16 protein-coding genes are annotated in these 17,564 nt (G+C 51.5%); 7 read left to right on the top strand and 9 right to left on the bottom strand.

Translation table 11 applies throughout. The features are described from left to right. Positions 1-26: 26 nt before the first annotated feature. The gene (locus ACYVHX_RS13375; protein ID WP_460672153.1) at positions 27-1,262 is read right to left on the bottom strand and encodes a sensor histidine kinase; all 1,236 of its coding nucleotides are present in this window, start codon (positions 1,260-1,262) and stop codon (positions 27-29) included. 321 nt (positions 1,263-1,583) lie between these two features. On the opposite strand from ACYVHX_RS13375, the gene hemA reads away from it, so the two are divergent. After that, positions 1,584-2,900: a glutamyl-tRNA reductase gene (hemA, locus tag ACYVHX_RS13380; RefSeq protein ID WP_460672154.1), complete on the top strand. Its 1,317-nt coding sequence runs from the start codon at positions 1,584-1,586 to the stop codon at positions 2,898-2,900. Between the two features lie 179 nt (positions 2,901-3,079). Further along, positions 3,080-3,697, top strand: coding sequence for a DUF4230 domain-containing protein (locus ACYVHX_RS13385; RefSeq protein WP_460672155.1), 618 nt, complete (start codon positions 3,080-3,082; stop codon positions 3,695-3,697). Here ACYVHX_RS13385 and eutC read toward each other — a convergent pair. Continuing rightward, the gene (gene eutC / locus ACYVHX_RS13390) at positions 3,694-4,521 is read right to left on the bottom strand and encodes an ethanolamine ammonia-lyase subunit EutC (RefSeq protein WP_460672156.1); all 828 of its coding nucleotides are present in this window, start codon (positions 4,519-4,521) and stop codon (positions 3,694-3,696) included. The two genes, ACYVHX_RS13385 and eutC, sit on opposite strands and share 4 nt — an antisense overlap. After that, positions 4,518-5,897 carry an ethanolamine ammonia-lyase subunit EutB gene (locus ACYVHX_RS13395; protein ID WP_460672157.1) on the bottom strand — a complete coding sequence of 460 codons (1,380 nt, stop codon included), beginning with the start codon at positions 5,895-5,897 and terminating at the stop codon, positions 4,518-4,520. The genes eutC and ACYVHX_RS13395 overlap by 4 nt, the downstream gene beginning before the upstream one ends. 183 nt (positions 5,898-6,080) lie before the next feature. Between ACYVHX_RS13395 and ACYVHX_RS13400 the strand changes: the two genes are divergently transcribed. Next, the gene (locus tag ACYVHX_RS13400; RefSeq protein ID WP_460672158.1) at positions 6,081-6,797 is read left to right on the top strand and encodes an HAD hydrolase-like protein; all 717 of its coding nucleotides are present in this window, start codon (positions 6,081-6,083) and stop codon (positions 6,795-6,797) included. Positions 6,798-6,985: 188 nt separating this feature from the next. Next, positions 6,986-8,128, top strand: a complete 1,143-nt coding sequence (locus ACYVHX_RS13405; protein WP_460672159.1) for a TIGR03364 family FAD-dependent oxidoreductase — start codon at positions 6,986-6,988, stop codon at positions 8,126-8,128. A gap of 109 nt (positions 8,129-8,237) precedes the next feature. Here the strand turns inward: ACYVHX_RS13405 and ACYVHX_RS13410 are convergent, their stop codons facing one another. Together ACYVHX_RS13410 and yihA are read right to left on the bottom strand one after the other, a co-directional pair. Then, on the bottom strand, positions 8,238-8,723 hold the full coding sequence (locus ACYVHX_RS13410; protein ID WP_460672160.1) for a DUF5606 family protein: 486 nt from the start codon (positions 8,721-8,723) through the stop codon (positions 8,238-8,240). A gap of 151 nt (positions 8,724-8,874) precedes the next feature. After that, entirely contained in the window at positions 8,875-9,495 is a 621-nt protein-coding gene (gene yihA / locus ACYVHX_RS13415; protein ID WP_460672161.1) for a ribosome biogenesis GTP-binding protein YihA/YsxC, read from the bottom strand. A gap of 232 nt (positions 9,496-9,727) precedes the next feature. Here yihA and ACYVHX_RS13420 point away from each other — a divergent pair, with 232 nt between their 5' ends. Further along, positions 9,728-10,261 (top strand): thioredoxin family protein, encoded by a 534-nt coding sequence (locus ACYVHX_RS13420; protein ID WP_460672162.1) that lies wholly within the window; start codon positions 9,728-9,730, stop codon positions 10,259-10,261. A 93-nt stretch (positions 10,262-10,354) separates the two neighbouring features. Here ACYVHX_RS13420 and ACYVHX_RS13425 read toward each other — a convergent pair whose 3' ends face one another. From ACYVHX_RS13425 to tgt, 4 genes are all read right to left on the bottom strand, one after another. Beyond that, positions 10,355-11,014: a response regulator gene (locus tag ACYVHX_RS13425; RefSeq protein ID WP_460672163.1), complete on the bottom strand. Its 660-nt coding sequence runs from the start codon at positions 11,012-11,014 to the stop codon at positions 10,355-10,357. A gap of 175 nt (positions 11,015-11,189) precedes the next feature. Further along, positions 11,190-12,482 (bottom strand): nucleotide sugar dehydrogenase, encoded by a 1,293-nt coding sequence (locus ACYVHX_RS13430; RefSeq protein WP_460672164.1) that lies wholly within the window; start codon positions 12,480-12,482, stop codon positions 11,190-11,192. Positions 12,483-12,654: 172 nt separating this feature from the next. Further along, entirely contained in the window at positions 12,655-14,115 is a 1,461-nt protein-coding gene (locus tag ACYVHX_RS13435) for an OmpA family protein (RefSeq protein ID WP_460672165.1), read from the bottom strand. A gap of 229 nt (positions 14,116-14,344) precedes the next feature. Continuing rightward, positions 14,345-15,475, bottom strand: coding sequence for a tRNA guanosine(34) transglycosylase Tgt (tgt, locus tag ACYVHX_RS13440; RefSeq protein WP_460672166.1), 1,131 nt, complete (start codon positions 15,473-15,475; stop codon positions 14,345-14,347). A 240-nt stretch (positions 15,476-15,715) separates the two neighbouring features. Here tgt and ACYVHX_RS13445 point away from each other — a divergent pair, with 240 nt between their 5' ends. Both ACYVHX_RS13445 and rsmG read left to right on the top strand, forming a co-directional pair. Next, positions 15,716-16,837, top strand: coding sequence for a glycosyltransferase (locus ACYVHX_RS13445; protein WP_460672167.1), 1,122 nt, complete (start codon positions 15,716-15,718; stop codon positions 16,835-16,837). A gap of 103 nt (positions 16,838-16,940) precedes the next feature. Beyond that, a complete protein-coding gene (rsmG, locus tag ACYVHX_RS13450; protein ID WP_460672168.1) occupies positions 16,941-17,561 on the top strand; it encodes a 16S rRNA (guanine(527)-N(7))-methyltransferase RsmG in 621 nt (206 codons plus the stop codon). Positions 17,562-17,564: the final 3 nt, after the last annotated feature.

A 17,564-nucleotide genomic window follows, 5' to 3' on the forward strand; every position in this document is an offset into this window, starting at 1 on the left:
CGTAAAAAGCGCCTGATTGAACGCAATCAGGCGCTTTTTACGGTTTTTTCTCCCTTCACAACGAGTCCCTCGCTCACCACGTTTTCCTTCAGCAAAATCCGGAACGTGGTTCCTTTGCCGACTTCGGAGCTTTTGACGAACAGCCGCCCGTCGTGGTATTCTTCGATAATCCGTTTAGCCAGTGTCAGCCCCAGCCCCCAACCGCGTTTTTTGGTGCTGTAACCGGGGTTAAACACTTTCTGTAAGTTCGCTTTGCTAATTCCTTTGCCCGTATCGGTGATGTCGATGGCAATCTCGTTGCGCGGAAGCGGCAACAACCGAATGGTCAGGCTACCTACTCCGCTCATGGCATCGACGGCATTTTTGCAAACGTTTTCAATCACCCACTCAAACAACAGCTTGTTGATTTTAACCTCTTTGCCATCGATCAGAAAGTTCTCAACGTGCATTTTCACTTTGGTTGAAATTCGCTTTTCGAGGTAGACAATAAACTGCTGCACGGTGTCGTAAATATCCTCGCTTTTCAGCGTCGGGATGGAGCCAATACTCGAAAACCGGGTGGCAATCGTCTCCAGCCGTTTAACGTCCTTCTCGATTTCATCGGCAATGGACTGATCCATCGCATCATCCGTCCGGAAATACTCCACCCAGGCCATCAGCGACGACAGAGGTGTTCCCAACTGGTGGGCGGTTTCTTTTGCCAGCCCCACCCACACCCGGTTTTGCTCCGCCCGGCGCGCCGAGCTGAACGCCAGATACGCCAGAAAACCGAGTGTCACCATCACGCCCAGCTGAACGTACGGGAAAAACCGTAACTGAGTCAGCAGCGACGAATTATGGTAGTAGATAAACCCGCACTTGTTGTTGGCGAGCTCCACCACGATGGGTTTATGCTCTTTTTTCATTTCCACCAGCTCTTCGGCTTCCAGCCGCCTTCGTTCCTCTTCGGAGACGCCCGGAAATTCCAGGTTACTGTAGGCAATGTGGTTGGTCTCGTCGATGTAAATGGTTTCGACCTGGTTCTTCTGATTGACAAAAAGAATCTCCTGCGTGATAAACGTTACATCTTCGTTGGGATCGGTGGTGTAGATGTTAATCAGCGCCTTGGCGTACAGCCGAACGTAATTTTCCTCCCGTTCCTCCAGCTTCTCCACCAGGCTATTCGTGTAGAGCAGCGAAGCCGTACCGACCAGCAGCAGATTCAGGGCAACCACAATCTTCAGCGTGTTGCGCTGCCCGTATATATCCAGTGATTTTAACATAAATGTTTGTGTCAGGCAACCCCGCGCCGGTTTTCTGCGTACCAGCTGAAAACGATCATTCAGCTCGATGACAATCCTCATCACAACCCGATTGTCGGCCGCGTAATTTGCCTGAACTTACGTCATAACGTTCAATTTTCGCAATTCAATGTGCATAAATCCCGGCTCACCGGAATAATCTTGTAAATAGGATATAAGAAGGAGAACTTTGTAATAGTTTATAGCGGTTCTAAATAAGTGAATAGTAAACTGAAACTGCCTCAACAGTGTTTTCTGTAAGAGAATTGTATTGTAATTTTGGGCATTATTTGATTAGTAACAATGCACGATTTCTTTAAATCAATTAGTCTTTCACACAAAACCGCCCCCCTGGCCGTTCGGGAGCTAATTGCATTAAACGAAGACGAGTCCAAGCAGTTTCTGATTAAACTCCGCGAATTTTTCGGAGCTACGGAAGCATTGGTGATTTCTACCTGCAACCGTACGGAGGTCTATTACGCTTCTACTCAGAATCTGAACCCGGAAATTGCCCGCTTGCTGCTCGCCGAAAAAGGAATCACTTCTACGGACGACTACCTTCCTTATTTTCATTTTTTTGATACCCAGGCCACTGCGGTCCGGCATTTGTTTGAAGTCTGCACGGGTCTGCACTCGCAGGTAGTGGGCGACATGCAGATTCCGAATCAGGTTAAACAGGCCTACCAATGGTCGGCCGACCTCGACATGGCGGGGCCTTTTCTGCACCGCCTGATGCACACCATTTTCTTCACCAACAAACGGGTAGCGCAGGAAACCAGCTTCCGCGACGGAGCCGCATCGGTTTCGTATGCCGCTGTTGAACTGATTGAGGAACTGGTTGGTGGTGCCGCCGGCTGCCCGTACATGGCCGAACACGGATCGGCAGGCCCGTCGGTTCTGGTGATTGGGTTGGGGGAAATTGGCGCCGATATCTGCGAAAACCTGGCCGCCCGCAAAATGAACCGGATTACGCTCTGCAACCGCACCCGCACCAAAGCGGACGTACTGGCGCAGAAACACGGTTTCCGGGTGGCTGACTTTGCGAATCTGACGGCAGAAATCGCCCAGGCCGACGTAATTATTTCGTCGGTTCTGGTTGAGAGACCGCTGATTACGGTTGATTTGTTGTCAGGATTAAACTCCCTGACGTTCAAGTATTTCTTTGACTTATCAGTGCCCCGGAGCGTCGATGTGAATGTCGAGCAGGTGCCGGGCGTACTTTTGTATAACATCGATCACATTCGGAACCGGGCCGACGAAGCCCTGAGCCGCCGGATGGCGTCGATTCCGCAGGTGGAAGCCATCATCGATCAGTCGATTGGTGAGTTTAACGACTGGTCCCGCGAGATGATCGTGTCGCCCACCATCAACAAATTCAAAAATGCGCTGGAGCAGATTCGCAAAGAGGAAATTGCCCGCCATTTGAAAAACATGACTGCCGAAGAATCCGAAAAAGTGGAGAAAATTACGCGCAGCATCATGCAGAAAATTATGAAGGCTCCGGTTTTGCAACTCAAAGCCGCCTGCAAACGGGGCGAAGCCGATACGCTGATTGATGTTTTGACGGATCTGTTCGATCTGGAAAAGCAACCGGCGGATACGTCTCAGCATTTTCACTAACCTATGATGACAGTTGACCGAAGTCCTGAACTAAGTAATTGGTTTGGGATTTTTCGTTTCTGGGATACCGGTTTGCGGTTTTTGGTATCCGGCTTGCGATGGAGCACCCGATCCCGATCAGCAAATCCGAAAACCGCATACTGTAAACCGTACCCTAAAAACCGGCTAACCTCCACGCAATGACTCGCTTTCTCAATGCACTGATTCGTCTGTTTTTGCTGCTCCTGCTGGTTGTGGGTCTGATTGTGATGTGGGAACAATTGCGGAGCTGGTCGATTTTTAGTGGATTGACCAAACAGGAGAAGACTACACAAACGGTTGTTTTGCAGGAAGTTGCCGAACTGGGCAAGCTGGAGCTGGTGCAATACCGGTTTAAGGACATTGTGGAACACCAGTTGGTGCGGGAGTGGCTCCCCAATCCAAAAGCCGTGCTCATTGTCGAGGGCGAAGCGATCGGTTGCCTCGATCTGACCAAAATTACGGCCGAAGACCTGACGACGCAGGGCGACAGTCTGATTGTTCATTTGCCCGATCCGGAGCTTTGCTCCTATAAGATTGACCACCGGCGCTCGCGGGTTTTCAATACGGAATACGCCTTTTTGGAAGAAGCCCAACTGGTCAGCGAAGCTTACCGCCGGGCCGAAACGCAAATCCGGCAGTCGGCCCTGAACAGCGGCATTCTGGAGCAGACCCGCCAGAACGCCGACAAAATCCTCAAACCGATGCTGGAGCGGATCTCGGGCAAAAAAGTTTTCCTGACCAGCCGCATGAAAACGACCTTGCAACCACTGCGCTAAGACCCCAGTAAGGTGTCGTCAAACTCATCTTTCAGTTGCACGCCCGATAACCGCCGGTTTTTCATCGCCGTGAGCAGATACCGTATTTTTTGCACGGCCGCTTCGTAGGGCAATCCTTCGGGCCGGATGTTGGAAATGCAGTTCCGTGATTCGTCGGTCAGGCCCGGTTCGGGATGAAACGTCAGGTAAGCCCCCAGGCTGTCGGGCGAGCTCAAGCCGGGCCGTTCGCCAATCAGCACCAGCACGGTTTCGGCTTTGAGTGCATGCGCGATCTCGTCGCCAATGGCCACCCGCCCCTGCTCCACCACACAAAACGGGGCCAACGACCAGCCTACTTTCTGAATTTCTTCCGCCAGTCGCGAAACCACCGGCACCACGTGCCGATTGATGGCCGTGGCCGATAATCCGTCGGCAAGAACGATACAGAGGTCAAAACCGCTCTCTTCCAAACTGGTATCCAAATCGGTAGTTAAACCTGTCAGGTCTTGGAGACCTGACAGGTTTCCGGTTCCTCCATCGTGCAGCAATTTCAAACTATTCTCATCCAGTTTTCGCCCCAAATCCGGCCGCTGAAGGTACTGCGCCCGGTCGGCCGCCTGACTGTGGAGCCGCAAAACCGGCGGCTGAATCAACGCCAGTTGCCGCTCCAGTTCATCCGCTTCCAGCGCCGAATAAACCGCATCGCGGGCGCGGGCGTGGTCGAGCTGGAAATCCAGCAACGCGCGCGTGGGCAGGCTGTGGCCGGTTCGTCCGCGGGCGATGCGGGCGGACGTGTGGTTTTGCAGGAAAGCCCAGGGGTCAGCCTGGTCGGGCAGAGGGTTCATAATCCGGCGGCTTGCAGTAAACGATGCGTATTCTGGGCAGGCTTTAATTTTCCATCGGCATTCGTCAATTCCATACGCAGCAGCCAGGCTTCAAACTCCGGTGCGGGGCGCAGTCGGCACAAATCCCGCACGTACAGCGCATCGTGGAACGACGTACTCTGGTAGTGCAGCATCACATCGTCGGCCCCCGGAATGCCCATAATAAAGTTAACACCCGCCATTCCGAGCAGCGTCAGCAAGGTGTCCATGTCGTCCTGATCGGCTTCGGCGTGATTGGTATAGCAAATATCGACCCCCATCGGCAGTCCCAGCAATTTCCCGCAGCAGTGGTCTTCCAAACCGGCCCGAATGATCTGCTTTCCGTTGTACAAATATTCCGGCCCGATAAAACCGACCACCGTATTGACCAGCAGGGGTTCAAAAAGCCGCGCCACCGCGTAGGCCCGCACTTCGCAGGTTTGCTGATCGACGCCATGGTGGGCATTGGCCGACAGCGCGCTTCCCTGCCCGGTTTCAAAATACATAACGTTCTGGCCCACCGTACCGCGTTTCAGCGAACGGCCGGCGTCCTGCCCTTCCCGCAAAATGGCCAGATTGACGCCAAACGACGCATTGACCGCTTCGGTGCCGCCGATGGACTGAAACACCAGATCGACCGGCGCGCCCTGTTCAATGGCCTGTAGCGTGGTGGTGATGTGGCTCAACACGCACGATTGGGTCGGAATATCGAGCCGCTGGCGAATCTGGTCCATCATATCCACCAGCCGAATCACCGTCCGAACGTGGTCCGTTGCCGGGTTGATGCCAATCACGGCGTCACCGCTCCCGTAAAATAACCCATCGACGATGCTGGCCGCAATCCCCCGAAAATCGTCGGTCGGGTGGTTGGGTTGGAGCCGGGTCGAAAACCGCCCCTTGAGCCCGATGGTGTTCCGAAACCGGGTCACGACCTCACATTTGGCCGACACCGTGATCAGATCCTGATTCCGCATTAGCTTGCTCACTGCCGCCACCATCTCCGGCGTCAGGCCCGCTTGCAGGTTCGTCAGCGTTTGCGTATCGACTTCTTCCGATAACAGGTAGTTTCGCAAATCGCCAACCGTCAGCTGGCGGATTGGCGCAAAAGCCCCGGTATTGTGCGTATCCAGAATCAGCCGGGTGATTTCGTCGGTTTCGTACGGCACCACCGCTTCGTTCAGGAACGTCGTCAACGGCACATCCGCCAGCGCCATCTGGGCCGCCACCCGCTCCTCGGCGGTTTGGGCCGCCACACCCGCCAGCTGATCACCCGATCGCAACGGCGTAGCTTTGGCCAGCAAGGTCTTCAAATCGTCGAACCGGTACGTCACGTTTCGAACCGAACAGCGATACGCCATAGTAGTACGTCATTCAAAATGAATTGCACAACATCAGGTCATCCCGAACCGGGTCCCTGAAAAAGGGAAGCTACAAAGAAGCCGTGATAACCTCAAGGATCACAGGAATTTAATAAACCGGTCGCCGTTTATCGTTTTCTGTTTTGTATGTTTGGCCCCTGATCGTCCATCCGTTTTGCAAAAATGAAACCCTTCCAACTGGTTGTATTTGATATGGCTGGCACCACCGTTCGGGACCAGCACGAAGTTGAACATTGTTTCGCCCGGGCGGCCGCCCAAACCAATCTGCACGTCAGTGACGAACGCATTCTGGCGATGCAGGGCCTTTCCAAGCGGTTTGTTTTCGAAACCCTGTGGCGCGAGCAACTCAACGGTGCTACCCCCGCCGAACTCCAATCGATGGTGGACCAGTCGTACCAGCTTTTTACCGAAATTCTGGAAAACCACTACCGGACGCAGGAAGTCGTTCCAACCGAAGGCTGCCTGGAAACCTTTGAATTTCTGCGAAAAAACGGGATCAGGATTGCGCTGACGACCGGTTTTTACCGCACCGTAACCGACATTATCCTGGAAAAACTGGGCTGGCTGAGCGGCTTGGATGAGCAGTATGTGGGAAACGATCAGACCACTATTCAGGCGTCGATTGCCAGCGATGAAGTGGAACACGGACGTCCGCAGCCGTTGATGATCCAGAAAGCGATGCGGTTGCTGGCCGTTACCGATCCAAAATGGGTGGTAAACATTGGCGATACGCCTTCGGATCTGTTGTCGGGGCAAGCCGCCGGCGTGGGCCTGAACCTGGGTGTTGTGAACGGCACCCACAGCCAGACGCAACTCGAAACCCATCCGCACGACCGCCTGCTGGCATCACTCGCCGAATTGCCAGCTCTTTTACAATGACCGGTTTTCGGTATACGGTTTTCGGTTTCCGGTATACGGTTTTCAGTTTTCGGTATACGGTTTTCGCCAAGCCGACGTTTCGGTTCACCGCCAGTAGTACCCACCTACCGAAAACCGGAAACTGAAAACCGTATACCGAAAACCGTATACCGTAAACCGACCTTCCTTCATTCTAATTCATCATTCGTTTGGCTTCTTTCGATTTCATCATCATTGGTTCGGGCATTCTGGGTACCTTTCACGCGCTCCACGCGGCCCGGGCCGGAAAAAAAGTGCTGCTTCTGGAAAAGGATAACCGGCCCGTAAGTGCCACCGTCCGCAATTTCGGTCAGGTAGTGCCGTCCGGTCTGAGCGGGCGCTGGTATCAGTACGGTCGGCGCAGTCTGGAACTTTACCGCGAAATTCAGCAGGAGTACGACATTACGGTTCGGCAAAACGGCTCGGTTTACGTGGCGTCGGATGCGGACGAATGGGCGCTGGCGAATGAGCTGTTCGACCAACGGCGGGCCGAGGGGTATCCGTGTGAACTGTGGTCGAAAGCACAGACACTGACCCGTTACCCGGTTTTCCGGACGGAGTACGTGCAGGGCGCGCTGGTTTTTCCGGACGAAGTCAGTGTCGAGCCCGATCAGATGATTCACCGGCTGATTGTTTATCTAACTACGAAATTCCCGAATGTCCGTTATCGAAACAATGCCGCCGTGATCGGCTGCGAATCGACGGCCGAGGGGGCAACTGTCAGGCTGGCCAGCGGAGAGCGGTTTTCGGCCCGGAACGTGTTGATTTGCAACGGCAGCGAGTTTCGGTTGTTATTTCCCGACCTGTTTGCCCAAAGTGGGTTGGTTGTGAGCAAATTACAGATGATGCGTACGGTTCCGATGCCGGAAATTGCGCTTCCCGGCAATATTCTGACGGGCCTGACCATCCGGCGCTACGAGTCGTTCGTCGGCTGTCCATCGTACGCAGCGCTTCAGACCCCAGAGCACCTGGCCGAACTCAAAAAGTGGGGGATTCACGTCCTGTTCAAACAGGCTCCCGACGGCTCCGTCATCCTCGGTGATTCGCACGAATATGCCCCGGCCACGCAAACCGACGAGCTGGGATTCGATACCCAGGATTACATCAATCAATTGATTATTCAGGAGGCCCAGCGCATTGTCACCTTCCCGATCGACCGCATCCAGCGCACCTGGGCCGGTTTTTACGCCCAAACCCCAGACGAAATTTTTGAGGCCGATCAGGATAACATCCACATCGTTACCGGCATTGGCGGCAAAGGCATGACTTCCAGCGCCGGTTTTTCGGAGGAAAAAATGGGGCGTTTTCTCTAGAGACACGAGCTAAAAGGAATCGTGTTCTTTTCCCAAGTCACTGAAACTAAAAAAAGCAGGAAGCCAAAGGCCAGTTCCTGCTTTTTCGATTACTGAAAATGGAAATTCTTTATGCTTTTTGCTCTTCCGTTTCCGCCGGGGCCGAAGGCGCTTCGTCCTGCGTGACCTCGGCAGTTGCCGGTTCTTCGGTTTTTTGCTCAAACGCGGTTGGCAGATTTTTCCGCAAAATGGTATACCAACCGATCATTTTCTTCACATCGGACATGTGCACCCGGTCACGATCGTATTCCGGCACCACGCCAGCGATGAAATCGGCCAGTTCGGCATTCGACGCTGATTTGGGCGTGATGGGCAAATTGTCCTCGTATTTTTCGTAGATGGCCATAAACACATCGGCCAGCGGTTTCGATTGTTCCTCGTCGTCGGTATAAATCGAAATGTCTTTCAATACGGATACGCGCGCGGTGGGACCAATCATCGATTTTTCTTTTTTTTCATCGAGTGATTCCACAATAACGCCCGTTCGGCTGGGTTTTACAATTCGGTACAGGCCGCCTTTTCCGGCAATATTTGCAATTTCTTTCAGCGCTTCCATGCTGCTTGTTTAATGGGTAACGGTCTTTTTGATTGGGTTATTGCCAACTTTAACAAAAACTGAACCGCAAAGATAAGGTTAATAACCCGCAGATAATACTGGCCGGACGCATTTCTGCCGGCCATTTCCCGGACCAGAGCCACGGTTCTTCCTAGCTTTGGGCGCTCATTTCCTGGTAAAACTCTTTGTTAAGCTGATCGATGTAGTCCAGAATTTCGGCTTTGCCCCGGTGGCTCACCGACGACGAAATAAACATCGGGGGCAATTCGGACCAGGTCTTGCGAAGCGTCTGTTCGTACCGTTTGACCATTTGCTGGATGGCATTCGAGCTGACTTTTTCGGTTTTTGTAAAAATAATCACAAAGGGAATACCGCGTTGGCCCATCCGTTCCATAAACTCCAGGTCGATGCGCTGCGGATCGATCCGGCCATCCACCAGAACAAACGTACAGATCAGGTTGGGGCGTCCGGTCAGGTAGCTGTCGATCATCTTTTCCCATTTCTCCCGCTCGCGCTGCGGAGCTTTGGCAAAACCGTATCCCGGCAAATCGACCAGATACCAGTCGGTGTTGATCAGAAAATGGTTGATCAGCTGGGTTTTCCCGGGTGTCTGCGATGTTTTTGCCAGCCTGTGCCGGGTGGTCAGCATGTTGATGAGCGACGATTTTCCGACGTTGGAGCGACCGATGAAGGCATACTCCGGTTTATCCGGCTTCGGGCAGCGGGCCGGGTCGGAATTGCTCATCACAAACTCTGCTTGTTTTACTTCCATAGTGATTCGGAGTACGGTTTTTTAAACCGCTCCCCAGCCGCAAAGTTCGTAAAGAATTGAGAAGAGTACTATTTTCGATTCAAAATGGCCGGGAACAAACGTCGATAACTAAACTTTTTTCATTAAAATTGCGACGGCGAACTTACTTTCTATCCGAAATTTACTGATAAAAAGAACCAATCCGAATTCGTTCGCCGTTAGTATAGTACCAGAACAAACAGAACTCGTTGTTATGAAAAGCACACGTTTGCTATCTTTTTTGCTTGCCCTGACGCTCGTTTTGAATGCCTGCAACTCCAAAGGCAAATCGGAAGGAGAACAGGCAACAGCCCAAGAAACCGCCACCGCAGCCGAAAGTGAGTCCGCAGCCACGGTGTCGGAAACGAGCCTTTCGACCGCCAGCGCCGAACCGGGGATTCGATTTGCGGAGGCTACCTGGAAAGCGCATCTGGCGAAAGCAAAAGCCGAGAACAAAATTATTTTCCTGGATGCTTACACGACCTGGTGCGGTCCCTGCAAAATGCTGCAAAAGAACGTGTTTACGCAAAAATCCGTGGGGGACTTCTTTAACCAGGAGTTTATCAACGTGAAAATGGACATGGAGAGCGGAGAAGGCCCGGGGCTGGCGTTGCAGTATCCGCTGGAAGGGTATCCGACGCTGCTGTTCATTGATGGCGACGGAAAAGTAGTTAAGAAAGTACTGGGCTACCAAACGCCGGAAGAGTTACTGGCCGTTGGTAAAAGCATCAAAGGCGCCAAAATATAGACTGCCTCAACTAGTCAGACTGCCCTGGCCGCAACCGGATTCCGGTTGCGGTTTTTGTTGTTTTAACGATAAACGGCACGGACTGTTCGTCGCTTAAATCAGTCGATATTGAGCGGCTAAATCTTTCATGATCACTACATTATTCACTTTTAACTTATCAAAAATCCGGGCTTTGTGAGTACCAACGGTCGAAGTATGGATATTCATGATATCCGCAATGTGGCTGACCGACCTACCTTTCACCAGATGGTAGGCAATCTCCAGTTCGCGGTTCGATAACATTTCAAACGGGTCGGCGTCTTTCCCGAAGCGGGCATCCTCCCCCATTTGCTCCCGCAAAGCCGAATCGATGTACTTTCGTCCCAACAAAATGGTATGAACAGCCTTCAAAATTTCGTCGTCTTCCGCCTGCTTGCTAACGTATCCCTTGATCCCCATTTGTAAATACCGCTTGGCAAACGCGTACTCGGTCATGATGCTAAAAATCATGATTGCCAAATCAGGTGACACGGTTCGGATATTTTGCAGCAAGCTGAATGTATCAGTATTGGGCATATTGATGTCCATGACCGCCAGGTCGTAGGTAGTATCCATGATCTTACCAAAGGCGATGCTGCCATTTCGGGCTTCATCAACCTGAATCGCGCTGTACTGCTCTTTTAGTAACAAACGGATTCCCGAACGGACAATGGAGTGGTCATCCACCAGCAAGACCTTATAAGTGCTTTTCTCCGGTTTTACGAATCGCGGCATTGGTGATAGCAGTCAAAATAAACTTAAAATTGCAAGCACAAGCAATCGCTAGCAGTGAGGCTTGCAATTTTTATGTTTTATTGAGACGTAAAAGCCGGGAGTTTGTAACAACCTGCGATCCGGTTTTTTATAACTACCAAAAAGCCGCCAATTCTACCTTTTGATTTTCAGCTTATTACATTCGCCAATAGTCGATTCCGGCGGTTTCTTCTTTGGTGTAAAGTCCTTTCAGATCAAGCAAAACCGGCTGTGCTCCCATAATGGATCGGAAGTATGAAATGTCCAGCTTTTTATAGGCATCGTGGGCGACCGCCAGCACAACCGCATCATACTGGTTCGACGGATTATCCATCAGCGTCAGGTTATACTCGTGGGCGACTTCGTTGGGCGACGCAAATGCATCGACAATGTGCACATTGACCGAGTATTTCATCAGTTCCCGCACCAGGTCGGCCACTTTTGAATTTCGAATGTCTGAAACATTTTCCTTGAAGGTTATGCCCATCACCAACACCTTGGTCTGCTGCGGGGCCTTGCCTTTTTTAATCAGCATCTGCACCAGCTTGGTGGCAATGTACGCTGGCATTCCGTCGTTGATCCGACGCCCGCTGTGGATCACCTGCGGATCATAGCCCAGCTGGCGGGCTTTGTAGAGCAGGTAATACGGATCGACGCCAATGCAGTGGCCGCCCACCAATCCGGGCGTAAATTTCAGAAAATTCCATTTCGTACCGGCGGCTTTGATGACTTCCTGCGTGTCAATATCCATTTTGTCGAAAATAATCGACAATTCATTCATTAAAGAAATGTTCAGGTCGCGCTGGGTATTTTCAATTACCTTGGCCGCTTCGGCGACTTTGATGGTTGGCGCTTTATAAATACCGGCCCGGATAATACTGCCGTAAACGGCCGCAATCTCCTCCAGGGCTTCCGCATCACTGCCGGACACTATTTTCAGGATGGTGGTCAACGTGCGTTCCTTGTCGCCGGGATTGATGCGCTCGGGCGAGTAACCGATCTTGAAATCCCGACCCACGCTCAGGCCCGACAACTGCTCCAGAATCGGCAAACAATCTTCTTCCGTACAGCCCGGATAAACCGTCGATTCATAAATGACATAATCGCCTTGTTTCAGGACCTTTCCGACCGTTTCGGAGGCCCGCTGCAGGGGTTTCAGATCCGGAACTTTATAATCATCGACCGGCGTCGGCACGGCGACTACGAAAAAATGAGCCTGCCGCAGCACTTCCAGATCGTCGGTAAACACAATATCCCGGTTTTCAAACTCGCCCGGAGCCAGTTCATGCGAAGGGTCCACACTCTGCTGCATCAGGGCGACCCGTTCCGGATTGATGTCGAACCCAATGACTTTGAATTGCCGGGCAAACTCCAGGGCAATCGGTAAGCCAACATACCCCAAACCGATGACGGCAATCTGTTTTTCTTTTTGTTTTAATGCTTCGTACACAACGGAACGTGTTAAGAGGGAAGGCCGATGATCCACCGGCAAATATATAGGATGGGTTCAATATTCGCCCACTCCGCGCTGCTGGCTTCGAAATTGGGCCGGTTTTCTACACTACGCAAAAAGCCCCGACAGGTGTGACCTGTCGGGGCTTTCGTACTTTTCGTGGATCAGATTACGGAACCAGCCGCAATTCAACCCGGCGGTTTTTCGTCAGACCAGCGCGTGAGTTGTCGCCGATGGGTTTGAACGAACCGAAGTAGTCGATAATAATCCGGTTAGGATCATTCAGACCTTGTTTCACCAGGTAGTTTTTGACGGCTTCAACCCGGCGACGCGACAGTGCAATGTTGTACCGGTCGGAAGCGCGACGGTCGGCGTGGCCTGACAGTTGCAGACGGCACTGCGTTTTGTTCAGCAATTCAACCACTTTGTTCAACATATCGTAGAACTGCGGTTTGATGATGTTTTTATCCGTGTCGAAGCTTACGTTCGTCAGGATTTCGGCGCAGGCAATACCCGGCAACGCTGCACTTACGTATTTATCGAAGTCGATGGCTTCACCCGCACCCGAAACGATACTTCCGGCTGGCGTGTTGGGCTGACGGTCGAAGTAGTCGGAAACACCGTCATTATCGGTATCCATCAACAGGCGCGGATCAATGTCTTTCGGACGGTTGGCTTTAGCCACGGAGTCGATTTGTTCCAGCGTCAGGATAACCGGCGGTTTGATGAGGTTTCTCGGATCGGTCCAACGCAGGTGATACGTCCCTTTGGTGGTGTCGTAGTCATACTTGCCGTTCACTTTCTGAACCTTGATGGCGTTCTTTCCTAATTTATAGGTTACCGATACGGCCGCATATCCTAATTTATCCAGGTTTGATTCCCCTTTCCGTTCAAATGGGTTGTCAAACTGACCACGGGTTCCGAAACCGTCAAAATAGCTGGAACTATTGCCACCAATTGTCGCATCCAGACGGTCGGTGTTCACATTCGTGAACCGGAAGTCCAGACCGACATCAAAACGGGCGCTTACTTCGTAGTTAACCGCTAAACCGATGGGGATGGCCCAGTCTTTTTCGTATTTAGCTTCGCGCAGAATACCGTCACCATTGTTGGTTTTGGTCCAGCGACGAACGCGGCCCGTTCCCAACTCATACGCTGTTGATTTAAAGAACACCACACCAATACCGGTGTAGGCATCAATTTTCCAGCGTTTCATTTTATTGATACCAAACAGCAGACTTTTCAGGTTCACACTCCCCGTCAAATCGGTCTGGATAAAATTTGATCGAAAATAGGAATAATAAAGCCGGCGCTTCATTCCAACCAGGTTACCGAATTGCCCATCCAGCTGAAGCCCAAACAGGTGGGATAACTGTTTTCCGACCGCTACACCAAAAAACGCCGATTTGCGTTCGTTGTAGCTGTCAAATCCGGTCTTTGAGACTGGATAGAAGTCATATTCCCGAAGGTCTCCAAAGAATTGAGTGGGTCCGCCCATTACAGAAACTGACCAGGTGTTCAGTTTAGCAGGACCATCATACGAGGCTTTCGGGTTATACTGAGCACTGGCACCTGTCGCTGCCAGAAGAGCCAGTCCCATTGCCCTTACGAACAGGGATACTTTTTTCATACTTATCAGGTTATTGTTTGACAGTTAATAAACCATTTGAGTGTGGTAAAACAACGTTTTTCGGTTAGTTTGGCCGGTCTATCATGCAATTTTCAACACTTTGCCGCAAAACTATAGATTTTCACTTAGTTTACAAACAGGCATTGGTAGATTACAAACAAGTTCCCGACAGCTTTGTTCAAGATGCTTATCCGTTTTCCGACACAAGAAAAACAGGATTTGGCTACTATCAAAGACGTTGCATCAGTTTTTTTGTCATGTAACCTTTCCATTTCACGAAATTTCCGGCGGAAACCTGTTGTCGGGCCTGCTTTACTAACCATAAATAAAAGGTAAGGTTTTGGAGACTGGCAATTTGTGCGCCTAATATTTCTTCGGACCGGATCAGGTGGCGCAAATAGGCTTTTGAATAAAACGTACTGGCATAACCGCCTACTTCTTCATCGATCGGACTGAAATCCGCTTTCCACTTCTCATTTTTGATGTTTATGATGCCCTGTGACGTAAAAACCAAACCGTGTCGGGCGTTGCGGGTGGGCATTACACAGTCAAACATATCAATTCCGAGCGCAATGGCTTCCAGTATATTTTCGGGTGTTCCAACGCCCATCAGGTAACGCGGTTTATCGGACGGCAGAATCGCATTGACGTGCTCGATCATCCCGTACATTTCCTCGGCTGGTTCGCCCACGGCCAGACCGCCAATGGCGTTTCCGTCCCGCTGCTGTTCGGCCACAAATTCAGCCGACTGTCGCCTGAGGTCCTTATACGTACTGCCCTGAACGATTGGGAATAACGTCTGGCGATACCCGTATTTATTTTCGGTGGTATCAAACCGGTCGATGCAGCGGGTCAGCCAGCGGTGCGTCATTTCCATCGACGTCCGGGCGTACCCGTATTCGCAGGGATAGGGTGTGCATTCGTCGAAAGCCATGATGATGTCGGCGCCGATAATCCGCTGGATATCCATGACGCCTTCCGGCGTAAAAATGTGTTTCGAGCCGTCAATGTGGGACTTAAACGTGACGCCCTCTTCCTTGATTTTGCGCGTATTGGATAGTGAATACACCTGATAGCCGCCACTATCGGTCAGAATGGGCCGCTCCCACCCATTAAACCGGTGCAAACCGCCGGCTTTTTCCAGCACATCCAGACCCGGTCGCAGGTATAAGTGGTACGTATTTCCCAGAATAATTTCCGCCTGTACGTCCTGCGCCAACTCGCGCTGGTGAACAGCTTTCACAGTTCCGGCGGTTCCGACGGGCATAAAGATGGGGGTTTCAATCTGACCGTGATCGGTCGTGATGACGCCCGTACGCGCTTTCGACAGCGGGTCGGTAGCCTGGATGGTAAACTGCATGATGGATTCGTACAACGATCTTTTCGACCGGCAAAGTTCGAAAGTCCAGCGACGAAAATCAAAAGCTGTATATTTGCGGCTGCATTCCTATGCAATCCATCAGCCAATTTACGTGTTTTCGTGGTGTCTATTGTACTGGTTGTGTGCCTCTTATCCGTATGCATACAACTTTTTTATATTCTCGGTATTTTTTCAAGGACGGCTTTTTATGCCGATCCCAACGAAAACTGGTCGCCAGAGGTGACCGATTCGTCGGCCCTGTCCGGTGATGCCTTGGCCGATGATGGCCCCTCCCCCGATCCCCCCGTGAGCATTATTGTTTGCGCCTGGAATGAGCTGGACAATCTGCGGACACTCCTGCCCCTGCTCGATGATCAGGTCTATTCTTCCTTTGAAGTGCTGGTGATGGACGACCGTTCGAGCGACGGCACCCGGGAGTTTCTGGAAAAATCGGCCGACCGGTTTGAGCACGTCCGGTTTATTCGCATCGACCGGGAACACGATCACGTTACTCCCAAGAAATACGCGCTGACCACTGGTATTCGCAATGCGGCTCACGACATTATCTTACTAACGGATGCCGATTGTCAACCCGCTGGTGAGTTCTGGCTCGCGGGCATGGTGACTCAGCTCGATAATCCGAAAAAACAAATCGTGCTGGGCTTTGGTCCGTACAAACGCCGAAAAAAACACGGGTGGATCAACCGCCTGATTCGCTACGAGACGTTGTTTACCGCCGTTCAGTATTTTTCGATGGCCCTGGCCGGGCTACCCTACATGGGCGTTGGCCGCAATTTAATGTACCGCCGAAAAGTATTCTTAGATAATAAAGGCTTTTATTCCCACATTCGCGTACTAGGTGGCGACGACGATCTGTTTATCAATGAAGTAGCGACTTCCCGAAACGTTGCGGTCAGCCTGCATCCGGCCACCTTCACGTACTCGAAACCGAAAGAAACGTTTGCCGAGTGGTGGCACCAGAAGCAGCGGCATTTGTCAGTGGGAAAATACTACCGAACCCGCAACAAAGTCTGGTTGGGCCTCCTTTCGCTTTCCCATGTATTGACCTGGGTAGCGGGGCCGGTGGTTGTGCTGGTTACCATCCTGAGTGGTTTGAACACCGGTTTTTCCGGACTCATGAACCACCTGGACGGCCAGCTTCTGGTCATCGCGAGCGGTTTATTTTTCTTTCGGTTCCTGGTTTTCTGGGCCGTTGTGGGGCGCATTAGCTACCGCCTAGGGCATACGGTTGACTGGATGGCCATTCCGTTCCTGGATTTGGTAATGGGAATTTATTATATCGTTATGGGGTTCGTTACGCTACGTCCCCGCAATAAAAACCGCCGGATGAAATGGAAGTGACACTTTATATGATGATCGATACATTATAATTGATGAATGGACTTCGCTCACAACTTGCCTCCATCATTCATAGTCAATCCTTCATCCTTCATCATTCTTTACCTTGGAGCTAATCAAAAAATACTTTCCGAACCTGACGAAGCCGCAACTGGAGCAGTTTGCAGCCTTGGAAGAGTTATACCGCCACTGGAACGCCCAGATCAATGTCATCTCGCGACAGGACATTGATGCTTTGTACGAAAAGCACGTCCTGCATTCGCTCGGTATTGCCAAGGTGATCCAGTTTACACCAGGCACCGAAATTCTGGATGTAGGTACGGGGGGCGGTTTTCCGGGCATTCCGCTGGCCATTCTTTTTCCGCTGGCTGATTTCCACCTGGTCGACAGCATTGGCAAAAAAGTCAAAGTGGTTACCGAAATCAGTTCGGCCCTGGGTTTGAGCAATGTCAGGGCCGAACAGGTCCGGGTTGAACACTTGAAAACCACCTACGACTTTGTGGTCAGCCGGGCGGTCACGCGCCTGCAACCGTTTCTGGGGTGGGTCCGTTACAAGATCTTAAAAAACGGTAACAATAAACTTCGGAACGGCGTTTTATACCTGAAAGGGGGTGATCTGGCCGAAGAGCTGGCCGAAATCAAAGACAAGTATCAGATCTACGAGTTGGCCCGTTACTTTGACGAACCCTTCTTCGAAACTAAAAAGGTCATTTACATTCCGAAATAGCTT

This window comes from Larkinella ripae (assembly GCF_054780775.1).